The 13,489-nt window shown below is 72.8% G+C and carries 16 protein-coding genes; 9 read left to right on the forward strand and 7 right to left on the reverse strand.

Annotation, left to right across the window (positions count from 1 at the left end; all coding sequences use genetic code 11):
- The first annotated feature begins 41 nt into the window (after positions 1–41).
- The 4 genes from IG05_RS0125070 to IG05_RS0125085 all read left to right on the forward strand — a co-directional run bounded on the left by IG05_RS0125070 (position 42) and on the right by IG05_RS0125085 (position 2,785).
- Positions 42–1,397 carry a hypothetical protein gene (locus IG05_RS0125070; RefSeq protein WP_030345965.1) on the forward strand — a complete coding sequence of 452 codons (1,356 nt, stop codon included), beginning with the start codon at positions 42–44 and terminating at the stop codon, positions 1,395–1,397.
- Between the two features lie 59 nt (positions 1,398–1,456).
- Positions 1,457–1,654 carry a hypothetical protein gene (locus tag IG05_RS0125075; RefSeq protein ID WP_030345966.1) on the forward strand — a complete coding sequence of 66 codons (198 nt, stop codon included), beginning with the start codon at positions 1,457–1,459 and terminating at the stop codon, positions 1,652–1,654.
- Positions 1,655–1,687: 33 nt separating this feature from the next.
- Positions 1,688–2,116 carry a DUF7144 family membrane protein gene (locus IG05_RS0125080; RefSeq protein WP_030345967.1) on the forward strand — a complete coding sequence of 143 codons (429 nt, stop codon included), beginning with the start codon at positions 1,688–1,690 and terminating at the stop codon, positions 2,114–2,116.
- Between the two features lie 120 nt (positions 2,117–2,236).
- On the forward strand, positions 2,237–2,785 hold the full coding sequence (locus tag IG05_RS0125085; protein ID WP_030345968.1) for a hypothetical protein: 549 nt from the start codon (positions 2,237–2,239) through the stop codon (positions 2,783–2,785).
- Positions 2,786–3,003: 218 nt separating this feature from the next.
- On the opposite strand, the gene IG05_RS43845 is transcribed toward IG05_RS0125085, so the two are convergent.
- A complete protein-coding gene (locus IG05_RS43845) occupies positions 3,004–3,237 on the reverse strand; it encodes a hypothetical protein (RefSeq protein WP_030345969.1) in 234 nt (77 codons plus the stop codon).
- A 191-nt stretch (positions 3,238–3,428) separates the two neighbouring features.
- Here IG05_RS43845 and arr point away from each other — a divergent pair, with 191 nt between their 5' ends.
- Together arr and IG05_RS0125100 are read left to right on the forward strand one after the other, a co-directional pair.
- Positions 3,429–3,857: an NAD(+)--rifampin ADP-ribosyltransferase gene (gene arr / locus IG05_RS0125095; RefSeq protein WP_030345971.1), complete on the forward strand. Its 429-nt coding sequence runs from the start codon at positions 3,429–3,431 to the stop codon at positions 3,855–3,857.
- A 98-nt stretch (positions 3,858–3,955) separates the two neighbouring features.
- Complete coding sequence (locus IG05_RS0125100) at positions 3,956–4,228, forward strand: hypothetical protein (RefSeq protein WP_030345973.1); 273 nt, start codon at positions 3,956–3,958, stop codon at positions 4,226–4,228.
- Positions 4,229–4,358: 130 nt separating this feature from the next.
- On the opposite strand, the gene IG05_RS0125105 is transcribed toward IG05_RS0125100, so the two are convergent.
- Positions 4,359–4,946: a TetR/AcrR family transcriptional regulator gene (locus tag IG05_RS0125105; RefSeq protein WP_030345974.1), complete on the reverse strand. Its 588-nt coding sequence runs from the start codon at positions 4,944–4,946 to the stop codon at positions 4,359–4,361.
- A 112-nt stretch (positions 4,947–5,058) separates the two neighbouring features.
- Here IG05_RS0125105 and IG05_RS0125110 point away from each other — a divergent pair, with 112 nt between their 5' ends.
- Entirely contained in the window at positions 5,059–6,069 is a 1,011-nt protein-coding gene (locus tag IG05_RS0125110; RefSeq protein WP_030345976.1) for an NADP-dependent oxidoreductase, read from the forward strand.
- A gap of 173 nt (positions 6,070–6,242) precedes the next feature.
- On the forward strand, positions 6,243–7,199 hold the full coding sequence (locus IG05_RS0125115; protein WP_030345977.1) for a hypothetical protein: 957 nt from the start codon (positions 6,243–6,245) through the stop codon (positions 7,197–7,199).
- A gap of 136 nt (positions 7,200–7,335) precedes the next feature.
- Here IG05_RS0125115 and IG05_RS0125120 read toward each other — a convergent pair whose 3' ends face one another.
- Positions 7,336–8,229 (reverse strand): LysR family transcriptional regulator, encoded by an 894-nt coding sequence (locus tag IG05_RS0125120; protein ID WP_030345979.1) that lies wholly within the window; start codon positions 8,227–8,229, stop codon positions 7,336–7,338.
- Positions 8,230–8,329: 100 nt separating this feature from the next.
- Here IG05_RS0125120 and IG05_RS0125125 point away from each other — a divergent pair, with 100 nt between their 5' ends.
- Entirely contained in the window at positions 8,330–9,334 is a 1,005-nt protein-coding gene (locus IG05_RS0125125) for an NADP-dependent oxidoreductase (RefSeq protein WP_030345981.1), read from the forward strand.
- Positions 9,335–9,515: 181 nt separating this feature from the next.
- On the opposite strand, the gene sbnB is transcribed toward IG05_RS0125125, so the two are convergent.
- The 4 genes from sbnB to IG05_RS0125145 form a co-directional block, all read right to left on the reverse strand.
- A complete protein-coding gene (gene sbnB, locus IG05_RS0125130) occupies positions 9,516–10,529 on the reverse strand; it encodes a 2,3-diaminopropionate biosynthesis protein SbnB (protein ID WP_030345983.1) in 1,014 nt (337 codons plus the stop codon).
- The gene (gene sbnA / locus IG05_RS0125135) at positions 10,523–11,542 is read right to left on the reverse strand and encodes a 2,3-diaminopropionate biosynthesis protein SbnA (protein WP_030345985.1); all 1,020 of its coding nucleotides are present in this window, start codon (positions 11,540–11,542) and stop codon (positions 10,523–10,525) included. Before sbnA ends, sbnB begins: the two co-directional genes overlap by 7 nt.
- Positions 11,543–11,683: 141 nt before the next feature.
- A complete protein-coding gene (locus tag IG05_RS0125140; RefSeq protein ID WP_078894438.1) occupies positions 11,684–12,967 on the reverse strand; it encodes an MFS transporter in 1,284 nt (427 codons plus the stop codon).
- A gap of 254 nt (positions 12,968–13,221) precedes the next feature.
- Positions 13,222–13,464 carry an MbtH family NRPS accessory protein gene (locus IG05_RS0125145; RefSeq protein WP_051790247.1) on the reverse strand — a complete coding sequence of 81 codons (243 nt, stop codon included), beginning with the start codon at positions 13,462–13,464 and terminating at the stop codon, positions 13,222–13,224.
- Positions 13,465–13,489 lie beyond the last annotated feature (25 nt).

Here is a 13,489-nt window from a genome sequence, read left to right on the forward strand (position 1 = left end):
GGCCGTCCGGGCGCCGGGCCCTGATCAGCTGAGGAGGAGCCATGGGTTCCGACAACGCCTCCGGACGGTCCGGCCCCGGCGGCCCCGCGGAGACCGCAGGGGCCCTGTCCGCCGAGGAACGCGCGGACTACGACAGGCTCCGCCGGGCGGCGCACGTACGCCACCGGCGTCTGCGGCGGGTGGCCGCCTCGGTGCTCCTGGTGCTGACCCTCGTCCTGGCACCCCTGGCCGTCGTCGCGGTCTGGGTCCACGGCACGGTCGCGGACACCGACCGCTACGTGCAGACCGTGGCGCCGCTCGCATCCGAACCGGCCGTGCAGAGCGCCCTCGTGAACCGGCTGACCGACCGCGTGGTGGCCGAGGTGGACGTCCAGGCGGTGACCGACTCCCTGACGAAGCTGCTCGCGGACAACGGGGCACCACCGCGCGTGGTCGACACGTCGAAGTCGCTCACGGGCCCCCTCCGCTCCGCCGTGCAGACGGTCGTGCACCGCATCGTCAACCGGGTGGTGACCAGTGACGTCTTCAGGGAGGCGTGGGTGGTCGGCAACCGGCGGGCGCAGGCGGCGGTGGTGGGCATGCTCACCGGCGAGGGGCAGGGAGCGCTCAAGGCCACGGGCGACACCGTCCAGCTGGACATCGGAGTGGTCATCGACCAGGTGAAGAAGCGCCTCGCCGACGCGGGATTCGAGAAGGCCTCCGCCATCCCGCAGGTCGACCGCTCGGTCACCCTGTTCCGCACCGACAAGCTCGCCAAGGCCCAGACCTTGATGCGGCTGCTCGACATCGTCGGCACCTGGCTGCCCGTGCTGGCCCTCGCCGTGGCCGCCGCGGCCGTCTGGGCCGCTCCCGGGCACCGGGTGATGCTGATGGCCGTCTCCATCGGCATCGGCATCATGATGATCGTGCTGCTCGTCGGCCTGGCCGTCGTACGCGGTGTCTACCTCGACTCGGTGCCCCCGGCCACGCTGCCCCGCGACGCCGCCGCCGCGATCTACGACACCGTCATCCGCTTCCTGCGCGACAGCGTCCGTACGCTGCTGGTGGTCTCGGTGATCACGGCGCTCGCCGCCTACCTGTACGGGCCGGGGCCGGCGGCCCGCACCGTACGGTCCGTCGCGCAGCGGGGTGCCACGGCGGCGGGGCGGGGACTGAGCCGCGTCGGCGTGCGCACCGGTCACGCCGGAGAGTGGCTGGCCCGGCACCGGTCCTGGACCAGCGGCGGCACCATCGCGGCCGGCGCCCTGGCCCTCGTGCTGTGGAACCACCCCACGGTCGGCGTGGTGGCAGTCGTCCTCGTGCTCGTCGTCGCCGTGCTGGCCGTCACGGCCGTGCTGGCCGCCGCCACCGGGCGGCCGGCCCCGCCCGCCGGCGAGCCGCACCCGTCGGTTCCCTGACCGGCGTTCACCCGCCGCGGGTGAGGCCGCCCCGCCCCGGCCCGCGCACGCTGGGAGCAGTGCAGAAGGACCACCGGGCGACCACCGGGCGGGCAGGCGCGCCTCCCGCCCGCGCCGACGAACTCTCCGAGCTCGCCGAGATGCGGTCCCACGGGGACACCACCGACGACGAGTTCCGGCGGGCGAAAGAACTGGTGCCCGCCGGCGACGGAGCATCCGGACGCTCGGGAGCGGCCCCCTGCGCCACCGCGCACTGAGCACATCGCTCACCACAGAAACGAGGCAGCACGATGACCGCCACACCCACCGCACGTACGTCCACCGCCAAGGAACAATGGGCCACCGGCCTGGTCGCCTTCGGCGCGGTCATGCTGATGCTCACGGGGCTGCTGGACATCTTCCGCGGCATCATGGCGATCGCCCATGACAACGTGTTCGTCGCGACCCGCAGCTACGTCTTCCGGTTCGACCTCACGGGCTGGGGCTGGATCCACGTGATCCTGGGCGCCATCGCCGTCGCGATCGGCGTCGGACTCCTCAAGGTCGCCCCGTGGGCGCGGATCAGCGGAGTGGCCATCGCCGCGCTCATCATCATCGCCAACTTCCTGTCGCTGCCGTACTCCCCGGTCTGGTCGATCGTCGTGATCGCCTTCTCCGCGTTCATCATCTGGGCACTGTGCGTGGTCCGGCAGGACGGCTCCACCAGCCGGCTCGGCTGAGTACGAGCTCCGGCCGTGGAGGTGGCTGACCCGAACCGGTGAAAGTGCGGTGTGCGCCCTCGGCACCGGGGCCGCACACCGTATGACTGAGGCGCCTACGACGCCGTCTTCTTCGACGACATGCCGGCGCTGTGGGCGGTGGCCACCGCAGTACTGCTCTCGGGCGCGCTGCTGGGGCGTCGGGGTGCGCCGCCCTGGCGCGGCTGGCTCGCGCTGTCGCTTCCCTCGGTCTGGATCGTCCTGGCCATCGTGGCGCCGAGGACTCAGGGGTTCCGCTACCTCCACTACTTCGAAGCGGCCCTCACCCTGGTGGGCGCCCCGATGCTGACCTGGCTGCTCTTCAGGGTCCTGCTCCCCGACTACGCGGCACTCCCCGTGTCCGAACGCTGGGGAGCCGTCGCCGTCACGCTCGTGGTCGGAGTCCTGGCGTTCCTGCTCGGGAAGTTCAACTATCTCTTTCTCAGCTGCGCCGATTTCGACGTGAGCGGCAACAACACGCCCGCCCACTGCGCGCAGGGCCGGCCGCCCTTCGCCGGTGTCAAGCGGGAGGACGGCTACTCGCTGAGCGACACCTTGAAATCTGGGCGCTTTTGTCCGAATTTGCCATCCGTATGGCGTCGTGCCAGCCTGGAAACGAGGGGTGGGCATGGACCGGAATTCCAACAGTGAGAGGGAGCCGCCATGCGAACTCATGCGAGAGGGGCCCTGGTTGCGGCGGTAGTGGCGCCCGTTCTGGCGCTCGGCGGAGCCGCTGGAATCGCCACCGCGCAACACTCCGCCGACCTCAGCGCGCACATCGCTCCGGCCAAACCCAAGTGCTACTGGAAACAGGGGCATTGGGAGTACAGGGGAGAGGGCCAGCACAAGAAGCGCGTCTGGGTCCAGGGTCACAAAATCTGCACCTCGACAGGGACGACCAAGCCGACCAGGACGGCCAAGCCGACGAAGACGGCGAAGCCAACGAAGACGGCGAAGCCGACAAAGACGGCCAAGCCGACGAAGACGACCTCGCCGACCGCTTCGGTCACCGGCACGAACAAGCCGTCGCCGACCGTGACGACTACCGGGTCGCCGTCGCCCACTGCCACGACGCAGATGTCGTCGCCGACTGCTCCGACCACGCCCTCGTCGTAATTCGCGGCGGACCGTAGCCCCCGCTCAACGGGAAACCGCTGGCCGGGGGCGATTCCGTGCCGTCCGTGCGCGGACGCTCGCCTGGCCCGGCTCTGGCCGTGCCGACAACCGATCGGCCCCGCCGGTGGCCGCTGTGGTTCCCTGTTGGTTGTCGACGTCCAGGCCGAAGGAGTGGCCCATGCCCACCGCCCCCGTCCCCTTCCAGGTGTACGAGGCAGGAACCTACCTGCACGGTACGAAGGCCGACCTTGTTCCCGGGGACCTGCTGACCCCCGGGCGCGCGTCCAACTACGAGGAAGGGCGCACGTCCCGCCACGTCTACGTGTCCGAGACCCTGGACGCCGCCGCCTGGGGCGCCGAGCTCGCGGCGGGTGACGGGCCGGGCCGGATCTACGTGGTGGAGCCGACCGGCGAGCTGGAGGACGACCCCAACGTCACCGACAAGAAGCTCCCGGGCAACCCCACCCGCTCGTACCGCACACGTGAGCCCGTCCGCATCGTGTCGGAGCTCGAGGACTGGGTCGGGCACACCCCCGAGCAGATCGAGGCCATGCTGAACGGGCTGGCCGACCTTCGCCGCCGCGGCCTCGCCGAGATCCTGGACTGACGGGGGCCGAGGGGGTGTCCGCTCCACCGGACGCCCCCTCATCGCCCCGGTGCTCCGCGCCGCCCCCGTTGTCGGTGGTGGCTGGAACGCTGGGTGGCATGAACAGCGACGACGAGCAGCTGCTGCGCGGCCGGGTGTACGGAGCCGACCCCGACCACCCGGGACCACACCCGAGCCGCGACTACGCCGAACTGGTCGGCGGCCCGCTGGACGGGCTGCTGCTGGACATCACCGGCTGGGCGCCGGACGAGATCGGCAGCGGGGTCTCCCTGCTGACGGACCTCGGGCGGTTCGGGCCCGGCGGCCGGGCGCTGTACGACCCGCGCCCGGGCGACCGCGGCCGCTTCGACTGGTCCGGCGACAGCCCCTGACACCGTCGCCGGCGGAGCCGGGCCCGCCCAGGGATGCGATGTCGCCGGGGGAGGGGTCGGGGCGCGGACGCCGTCCTGCGTGCGCCGCCGACGGCCGGTGTCGCGGGTCCGCAGGGACGACGATGACGGGTTACCGGACCGGAGGCGGCGTTCCGCCGGGCCCGGTGCTCGCCGGATCCGCCAGGATCGCGCTCGCGACGACTCCGAAGAGGTGGTCGGCCCGTGGCGCGAGCGAGGGCTGGTCGCCGAGCCATGCGAGCGCCGCCACCAGGGCGAACAGATCGGCGCCGTCGATGTCGCTCCGTGCCGTGCCCGCGGCCTGGGCGCGGGTGAGGAGCCGGGCTCCGGCCGCGCGCAGGGTGACGCACGACGCGTGGAGCGCGGATTCGGTGTCCTCGATGGCGGCGGCCATCAGCACGGTCACACCCCGGTACTCGGTGGTCCATGCGACACAGTCGCGCAGCCACGAGACCAGCGCCTCTCCCGGTGCGTCCGAGGCCTCGAACTCGGCGGCCTTCGCGGTCAGTTCGTCGAAACTCGTGCGCAGCAGCGCCTCCAGGAGCGCCTCGCGCGTCGGGAAGTGCCGCAGCAGCGTCGCGAGCCCCACCTCGGCCCTGCGCGCGATGTCGCGCAGGGAGACGTCGACGCCTTGCTCGGTGATGGCGTTGCCCGCTACTGCGAGCAGGTGGTCGCGGTTCTTCCTGGCGTCGGCCCGCATCTGTCCCTCTTGACTATCCGGATCAGTGGTCCATATATTCGGATCAGCGGTCCGTTTATGTGGACCGCCGATCCGAATAGCGTATCCCGCAGCGCGAAGGCAGGAGAAGGCGATGCCGACACACACGATGAGGGCGGTCCGGCTCCACGAGCACGGCGGCCCCGAGGTGCTGCGTTACGACGAGGTACCGCTGCCCGAACCGGGACCGGGCGAGGTGCTCGTGCGCGTTCACGCGGCCGGCGTCAATCCCCCGGACCGGTACCTGCGCGGCGGGCTGACCAGCATGCCCGGGAAGGCGGATTCGACGGTCGGTCTCCCGGTGATCCCGGGGACGGACGTGTCGGGCGTCGTCGAGGCCGTCGCTGCCGACGTGGACGAGTTCGTCGTAGGTGACGAGGTCTTCGGGCTGCTGCGTTTTCCCGGCTTCGACGGCAGTGCGTACGCCGAGTACGTGGCCGCGCCCGCGTCGGACCTCGCACGCAAGCCGGCCGGCATCGACCACGTGCACGCCGCCGGGGCGCCCATGGCCGGGCTGACGGCGTGGCAGTTCCTGATCGAGCCGGGACACGATCACCCGTCGCCCTTCCAGGACACACCGCACCGCCCGACGGCACTCGACGCCGGCACGACGGTGCTGATCAACGGCGCCGCGGGCGGTGTGGGGCACTTCGCGCTGCAGCTGGCCAAGTGGAAGGGGGCACGGGTCATCGCGGTGGCGTCGGGCCGGCACGCCTCGTTCCTGAGCGGGCTCGGTGCCGACCGTTTCATCGACTACACCCGGAGTCGTCCAGAGGACCTCGTGCGCGACGTGGACCTCGTGCTCGACGCCGTAGGTGGCCCGCAGAGCAGGCGTTTTCTGCGTACTCTCAAGCGCGGTGGCGCCCAGTTCCCCGTGCTGCCAGGGGACTTCGACGCGCAGGAGACCGCGGAACTGGGCGTCACGGTATCCAGCGCCCAGGTCCGCTCGAACGGCGCGCAGCTCGCCGAACTGGGGCGCCTGCTCGACGCGGGCACGGTCCGCGTCGCGATCGACAGCACCTTCGCCCTGGCGGATGCCCGTGCAGCGCACGAACGCGCCGACCGAGGGCACATCCAGGGAAAGATCGTACTCACGGTGGCTTAGCGGCGAGCCGAGTTGCAGCTCTGCTGCGCTTGCCGTTGTACACGGCGGGGACCCCTGGTGAGCGCGGCTACCGGCCGGTACAGTGTCACGAGGCGTGATCACGCACGGTATGTGATCGATAACGATCTGGGCCCAGCCCTTGTGGGTGGTGTGATCCGCTCTAGCCTCCGGCCATGGGATTTCTTTCAAGCCGCCGCAATCGGGCACGTCTCGCCCCCGAACTCGACGACCGGGAGCTGGGCAAACTGCTGAAGTCCCTGCTGGCGACCGCCAGGACGGGCACGATCGCCACCACGGACCTGTGCGCGGCCCAGGTGTCCCGGCTCCTGGACCAGGACCCGGGGGACTGGGACCGTCGTACCCACCGCATCAGCGTGCTGGCCGAATTCCTCGCCGCGTCGCGTCTGCCGAGGTCCTGGGTCGCGCGCGAACCACGCAACGCGACCGCGCTGGTGCTGCATGCCTGGTCCCAGGTCGCGCAGAACGCCCCCCAGGATGATCCGCGCGGCACGGATGACGCAGTGGAAAGCTGCCTGCGCGCCGCCGAACTCACCCCGGACGATCCCACCCCCTGGGTCGCCCTGCTCAAGGTGGCGCGTCGGCAACGGTGGAAGCAGTCCCAGGTGTTCGGGGTGTGGAACGAGGTGCTCGCGCGTGACCGCTGGAACCGCGAGGCGTACATGAACATGCTGGGCTACCTCACCCCGGAGGAGGGAGGCTCCCGGCTGCAGGTGCTGGACTTCGTCGACGGCCTGGCCGCCCGTGTGCCCGCCAACGCGCCCTGCGTGGCAACGGAACTCACCGCCCAGGTCCTCCAGTACCACTCCATTCTCGGCCGGGGCGGATACGAAGCACTGGTCGCACGGACCCACTGGTCGCAGGGGATGGCGGCCCAGGCCCTCGACCGTGTGGCGCACACGTGGGCACAGCCGGGATTCCTCCGTCACGCCCAGGCCCTCGCCGACCTGAACCTCCTCGCCTACGCGCTGATGGCCGGCGACCGGCGCGCGGAGGCACGGGCGGTGTTCGAGGCGATCGGGCCGACCGTCACCGACTGGCCCTGGCAGACAGGCGGTGATCCCCTCACGGAGTTCGAACAGGCGCAGCGCAGAGCCACCGTGGGCGCGTGAGCCGCAGGCCGGCGCGGTCCGGGCCGCCGTTCGGGTGGCGGCTCGGTGGCCCGGGCGCCCCGGCCGCGTCCGCAGGTCCCGTGGTGGCGCGAGCCGTCCGGCCGTGCCCCCCGACGGCGGTCGCGGCAGCGGACGCTCACACCGACGGGGCCGCGGCCCGCAGTTCCCTCACGAAAGCGCGTACGACGGCGGACCCGGCCAGTTCCGAGGTGGTGACGTAGCCGACCTGCCGTGTCGGGCGCCGGGGACCGAGATCGGTGATCTGTACCGACTCCGGTGCCCCGGCCAGGGAGAGCGCGGGCATGATCGCCATGCCGTGACCTCCGCTCACCAGGGAAAGCACCGCTCCGTCGTCCTCCGCCTCGACGGTCGCCTGCGGGATCCAGTCCTGCGCGGCCCACCAGTCACGGGTGTACGAGCCGCAGTTCTCGGCCCAGTCGACCAGCGGCAGCGACCGCGGGGCGGCGTGACCCGCCGCGTGCACCAGGGCGTACGGCTCCGTGAAGAGTCCGCTCGTCACCAGACCCGGTGGAAGGGGCACGGAGCCGGACAGCGTGGCGATGGCTATGTCCGCTTTCCCGTATGCCACTTCACCCGCGGTGCCGCGCCCCACCTCGCGCACGATGCGCACCCGCGGCTCCACCCCGGGATGCCGGGTGCGCAGCCGCTGGAGGACCGGGGGCAGCAGGTGGAGGGCCGCGCTGCGGAAGGCCGCGATCCGCAGCGGCCCCTGCGCCGCGCCGGACCGCGCCGCACCCCGCGCCTCGGCGGTCAGGACGTCCAGCAGACGCAGGATGCGGCGCGCGTGCGCCACGGCCTTCTCCCCGGCAGCAGTGGGGCGTGCGCCGCCGCGGCCGCGTTCGAAGAGCACAACACCGATCTTGCGCTCGCTGCCGCGCACCGAGTGGGAGACCGCGGACTGGGTCAGACCGAGCGTGCCGGCCGCGGCCGAGAAGGCGCCCGTGTCCGCGACCGCCACCAGGACACGCAGCTCGTGCGGGGCGAGATCGGAGTCGGTCGTGCGGGTCATGGGGCGCTCACCTCACGGTATGAGAACTGCTCATGGAACGGACTGTCGCATGAGCCCAACGGGCTGCCCGCCGGGGGCGTTCCCGCCCTACGTTCCGGTCATGAACGAATCCGCGCTCACCGTGCACCAGACCGCCCGCCCGCACGGTTACCCCACCGCCGGGCACTTCGCCTTCGTCGAGTCCGCGCTGCCCGAACCGGTGGCCGGCGGGGCCCTCGTGGAGAACCTCTACTGGTCCGTCGACCCCTATCACCGCGAGATGATGGACGAGGTCCCCGGCGGCTTCGCGCTCCACGCACCGCTGGAGGGCCGTACGATCGGGCGGGTCATCGCCTCGCGCACCCCTCGGCTGGCCGAGGGGGAGATCGTGTTCCACCGGCAGGGCTGGCGCACGCACGCGGTGGTCACGCCGGAGGAGGTCCGGCGGCTGCCCCGCTTCGACGGGGTGCCGCTCACCGCGTACCTGGGCGTCCTCGGTGGCACCGGCCTCACCGCGTATGTGGGCCTGACCCGGATCGCCCGGCTGCGGGAGGGTGAGGACCTGTTCGTGTCGGCCGCGGCGGGCGGGGTCGGTACGGCGACCGGACGGTTCGCCCGGCTGCTCGGCGCGGGGCGGCTCGTGGGCAGCGCGGGTTCGGCGGCGAAGGCCCGTCACCTCACGCGGGAGGTCGGCTACGACGCCGTCTTCGACTACCACGACGGGCCCGCCGCCGACCTGCTCGCCGGGGTCGCACCGGACGGCATCGACGTCTTCGTCGACAACGTCGGCGGCGAGCAACTGGCCGCGGCGGTGGGCGCGCTGCGCGAGTTCGGGCGTGTCGTGCGCATCGGCACGATCAGCCAGTACAACACCCCCGACGCACCACCGCCGCGCTTCGACCACGCGGACATCGTGGAGAAGAGCATCCGCATGGAGGGCTTCCTGGTCGGCAACCACCGAGAGGTGCAGGAGGAGTTGTACGAGTTCGCCGTACCGCATCTGCTGAGCGGCCGGCTCGCGCTGGACGAGACGGTGGTCGACGGGTTCGCGCACATCGTGGACGCGTTCCTGGCCATGCTGCGCGGCGGGAACACCGGCAAGACCATCGTGCGGGGCCGCCCCTGAGAAGCCCGTGAGGGTCCGCCCGGCGCTCGGCGGCGCCGCGCGGACCCTCACCCCGGCGGGTCCGTACGGACCCGCCCGGCGGGCGCCGGAGCCCGGACCGGCCGGGCCGCCCCCCGCGCGACCCGGTCGTGGCCCGTACGAGCCGTGCACCCGCCGGTGCTCTCGATGCCGGCCCCGCCGGTCAGCCGACCGCCGCGCCGGCGGGGACCGGCAGGAAGTCCGGTACCCGGGTGCCCAGGCCCAGGGATTCGGCCCGGCGGCGGACGAGGTCGGCGAGGGCCAGGTCGAGGGCGCCCAGGCCGAACGGGGAGAACACCGTGACACGGTCCTCGGCGCGCCGGAAGGACTTCCCGGAGGCCAGCACGGCCCCGATCGAGGTGGCGATGAAGTCCCGGTCGCCGCAGAGCCGTTCGGCCAGGTGCAGGGAGGTCGACTCACGGCACACGTGGTCCGCGTCGTCCACCACGTTGACGGCGGTCAGGATGCTCCCCGGCGTCAGGTCGCGCAGCGACACGTGCAGGACCAGGGTGCCGCGCCGGCATGCGTCGGTGGTCAGGTGCGGTGCGGCGGCGGTGGTCGCCAGGCAGACCAACCGGTGGGCGCAGAGCGCCTCCTCGGGACTGAAGGCGACCTCGGTCTTCAGGCCGGGCCAGCGCTCCTGGCAGCGGGCCGCGAACGCCTCCGCCCGGTCGTCGTCCACGTCGAACACGGTGACCGCGGCGAGGCCGGGCAGCACGGCCCTGAGGTAGGCGAGGATCTCGAAGCCGATCACGCCGCAGCCGATCAGGGAGACACCGGTCTCGGGGACCGGCGAGGCCAGCGTCACCGCCGCGAGGGCGGCGCTCGCCGCGGTCCGCCGCGCCGAGATCACCGAGCCCTCCAGCAGCGCCTCCGGCTGCCCGGTGGTCACGGAGTTGAGGATCACCGCGGCGGAGGCCCGTTCCAGGCCGCGCGCGGTGTTGCCGGGGAAGGAGGCGATCCACTTGATGCCCGTCACCGGCTCGTCCTCGCCGAGGTAGGCGGGCAGCCCGATGATCCGGCTGCGCGGGTCGTCGGGGAAGCGCAGGAACACCGAGTGCGGCAGGGCCGTACGGCCCCTGTCGTGCAGCAGGTACGCGCGCCGCACCGCCGCGACGACCTCGGCCTCGGCGTGGTCGAGGACCTGGCGGACCTCCGCGGCTCCCAGGATCAGCATGATGCCTCCTTCATCGCCGGCTTCGGCTCCTTCCACAGGTGGGACACGTCGCCGAAGTGGCGGGCGACCCACTCGTCGTCGTAGATCGTGTCGAGGTAGCGCTCCCCGCGGTCGGGCAGCACCATCGCGCAGCGCGCGCCCTCGGGGATCCGGTCGGCCAGCCGGCCGACCGCCGCCACCAGGGCCCCGGAGGAGCCGCCCGCGAGAACGGCCTCCCGGGCGGCGAGCCGCCGGCACCCCACCACGCAGTCGAGGTCCGTCACGTGGACGACCTCGTCGGCGAGCCCGTCGCGGTGGAGCGCAGGCCGTACGGCCGCCCCGTGGCCCGGGATCAGCCGCGGCGCCGGGACGTCGCCGAAGATGGCGCTGCCCCTGGCGTCCACCGCGACCACGGTCACCGGCAGCCGCAGGTCGCGGACGTACTCCGCGCAGCCGCGCAGGGTGCCGCACGAACCCGTCGCGCAGAACAGGTAGTCGATGCCGCCCGGCACCGCCTCCCAGATCTCGCGCATCGTCCGCCGGTGCGCCCGCGGGTTGAGCGGGTTGGCGTACTGGTTGGGCCAGTAGGCGCCGGGGATCCGGGCGACCAGCGCGTTGATGCGGCGGATCCGGACGGGCAGGTACTCGCCGGTCGCCGGATCGCACTCGTCGACCACCTCGACCTCCGCGCCGAGGGCCCGCATGACGGCGATGTTCTGCCGGTTGGTGCGGGGGTCCACCACGCAGATGAAGCGGAGCCCGTAGTAGGCGCAGATCTGGGCGAGGCCGATGCCGAGGTTGCCGGAGCTGGATTCCACGACCACCGAGCGGCCGGGCACGAGGGTGCCGCGCCGGATCCGCTCGCGCAGCATCTCCAGGGCCGAGCGGTCCTTCATGCTGCCGCCGGGGTTGAAGGCCTCCAGCTTGGCGTAGGTGGTGAAGTGCCGCCCCGGAGCGAGCTTGGCGAGTTCGACCAGCGGGGTGCCGCCGATCGTGCCGAGAACGCCGGCGGGCCCGTCGTCAGGTCCCGGCATGGTGGCCTCGCCCCGTCGGATCGGGGCACGGCCCGAGCATGGTGCGGAACACGCTGGTTCCTCCTGTCAGCACTGGATCGAGGAGTGGTGCGGCCGCCGCCGGCGGGGTGTGCCGCAGGCCTGGACCGGGGCCCGGCGGGGTCACCGCGGCGGCGGCCCGGGTGTGGCGCGTACGGAGCGGGCGAGGGAGGCGGCGCCGGCGATCAGGACCATCCAGACCGCCAGGGCCAGCGCCGCGGTGCGCGCGCCGGCCCGGTCGAGCAGCAGGCCGCCGAGCAGCGAACCGATCGGCAGCGTCCCGTTGGACAGCGTGGTCATCGCCGCGAGCACCCGGCCGCGCAACCGGTCGGGGGTGATGTCCAGTTGGTAGCTGCCGAGCGCCACGTTCCACAGCGGGCCCACGAACCACATCGCGGCGTAGGCGGCGGCGAGGGAGAAGGGGTCGCGGCTCAGGGCGATCACGGCCATCAGCACCGCCCACGTCCAGTTCGCCCCGATCACCAGGGTGCCCAGGGCGATCCGGCGGGCGAACCACGGCGCCGCCAGCGAGCCGAGGACGCCCCCGCCCCCCGCGACGCCCACCATCAGACCCACCCCCGCCGAGGAGGCGCCGACGTCGCCGGCCAGCACGATGGTGACCAGGAACAGCGCCCGGAACATCAGGTTGCTGCCGGCCACCAGCAGGGTGGTGGTGCGCAGGAAGGGCTGACGCCACAGCCATCCCAGACCCTCGCGGATCTGCTCGCCCATGCCGCCGGTGTGCGCGGACCGCTCGGCCTCGAACTCCTTGCGGATGAACAGCAGTCCGGTCAGCGAGACCAGGTAGCTGAGCGCGTCGGCCAGGAACGGGACGGCCCGGCCGACACCGAACAGCGCACCGCCGAGCGGTGTCCCGAGCATCACGGCGGCGCGCCCCCGCGCCTCGTTGCGGGACAGCGCCAGCGAGAGCTGGCTGCGGGGCACGACGTTCGGTACGGCGGCGTGCGAGGCGAGCCCGTGGAACACCGTCAGCGCGCCCTCGGCGAAGCCGACGGCCAGCACCAGCGGAAGGCCCAGGACGCCGAGGGCGGCGGCGACCGCGATGGCCGCCGCGCCGAGCGCGCGCAGCGCGTCGCACCAGATCATCAGCCGGCGGCGCGGCCAGCGGTCCACCAGGGCGCCGGCCGGCAGCGGCAGGAGCAGCGCGGGCAGCAGCGCCACGAATCCGGCCAGCCCGGCGGCGAACGGCGAGCCGGTGAGGGCCAGGACCAGCAGCGGGTAGGCGATGGTGGTGGCCGTCGACCCGAGCAGGGAGACCGCCGAGCCGCCCCACAGCAGCAGGAAGTCGCGGTTGCGGTGCAGCGGCACCACCCGGTCGGCGGTGGCCGCGTCCGGGGGGTCCGGCGGCCGCGGGTCCGCCGGTGCCCTCGTGTCGGGGCTCGTCATCTGTCACACTCCCAGTCCGGCCCGGGCCGGACGCCAGGGCCTGTCCGGCGGATCACTCCGAGACGCGGGGCCCGGCACGCCTCACCGGGGGCCCCGACGGCGGTGTCCTCGCTCGCCGGCTCCCCGAACTCGACGGCGCTCACGCGGGGCCCCTCGCGCAGCCGCCCTCCTCCGCCTCGCAGCCGGACGCACCGGCCCCCCTCGCCCAGGCTGCAAGACACCGCTGACCTCCGACCCGATCCGCCGGACAGGCCCTAACCGCGCGCCGCCTGCTCCATCTGCCGGCGCAGGCTGAGCGGGCGCATGTCGGTCCAGACGGTGCCGATGTGGGCCAGGCACTCGGCCCGGCTGCCCTCGGTGCCCTCGGCGCGCCAGCCGAGCGGCAGCTCGCGGTCGGCGAGCCAGACGGAGTACTGCTCCTCGTCGTTGAGGACGACGCGGTACGTACGCTCGTCGGTGTCTTCCTCGGCCACGGCGGGCCCTCCCTCGGGTGACATGCCGCGTCACGCACCTCACGTGACC

Source organism: Streptomyces sp. NRRL S-1022, assembly GCF_000720135.1.
Classification (GTDB): domain Bacteria; phylum Actinomycetota; class Actinomycetes; order Streptomycetales; family Streptomycetaceae; genus Streptomyces.

Coding starts and splice junctions, on each gene's coding strand:
- sbnB (WP_030345983.1), bottom strand. CDS start 10,529: ATGCTGATCCTGGGAGCCGCGGAGGTCCGCCAGGTCCTCGACCACGCC.
- IG05_RS0125145 (WP_051790247.1), bottom strand. CDS start 13,464: ATGTCACCCGAGGGAGGGCCCGCCGTGGCCGAGGAAGACACCGACGAG.
- IG05_RS0125140 (WP_078894438.1), bottom strand. CDS start 12,967: ATGACGAGCCCCGACACGAGGGCACCGGCGGACCCGCGGCCGCCGGAC.
- IG05_RS0125120 (WP_030345979.1), bottom strand. CDS start 8,229: ATGACCCGCACGACCGACTCCGATCTCGCCCCGCACGAGCTGCGTGTC.
- IG05_RS0125105 (WP_030345974.1), bottom strand. CDS start 4,946: ATGCGGGCCGACGCCAGGAAGAACCGCGACCACCTGCTCGCAGTAGCG.
- IG05_RS0125125 (WP_030345981.1), top strand. CDS start 8,330: ATGAACGAATCCGCGCTCACCGTGCACCAGACCGCCCGCCCGCACGGT.
- IG05_RS0125100 (WP_030345973.1), top strand. CDS start 3,956: ATGAACAGCGACGACGAGCAGCTGCTGCGCGGCCGGGTGTACGGAGCC.
- arr (WP_030345971.1), top strand. CDS start 3,429: ATGCCCACCGCCCCCGTCCCCTTCCAGGTGTACGAGGCAGGAACCTAC.
- IG05_RS0125085 (WP_030345968.1), top strand. CDS start 2,237: ATGCCGGCGCTGTGGGCGGTGGCCACCGCAGTACTGCTCTCGGGCGCG.
- IG05_RS0125070 (WP_030345965.1), top strand. CDS start 42: ATGGGTTCCGACAACGCCTCCGGACGGTCCGGCCCCGGCGGCCCCGCG.
- IG05_RS0125110 (WP_030345976.1), top strand. CDS start 5,059: ATGCCGACACACACGATGAGGGCGGTCCGGCTCCACGAGCACGGCGGC.
- IG05_RS0125080 (WP_030345967.1), top strand. CDS start 1,688: ATGACCGCCACACCCACCGCACGTACGTCCACCGCCAAGGAACAATGG.
- sbnA (WP_030345985.1), bottom strand. CDS start 11,542: ATGCCGGGACCTGACGACGGGCCCGCCGGCGTTCTCGGCACGATCGGC.
- IG05_RS0125115 (WP_030345977.1), top strand. CDS start 6,243: ATGGGATTTCTTTCAAGCCGCCGCAATCGGGCACGTCTCGCCCCCGAA.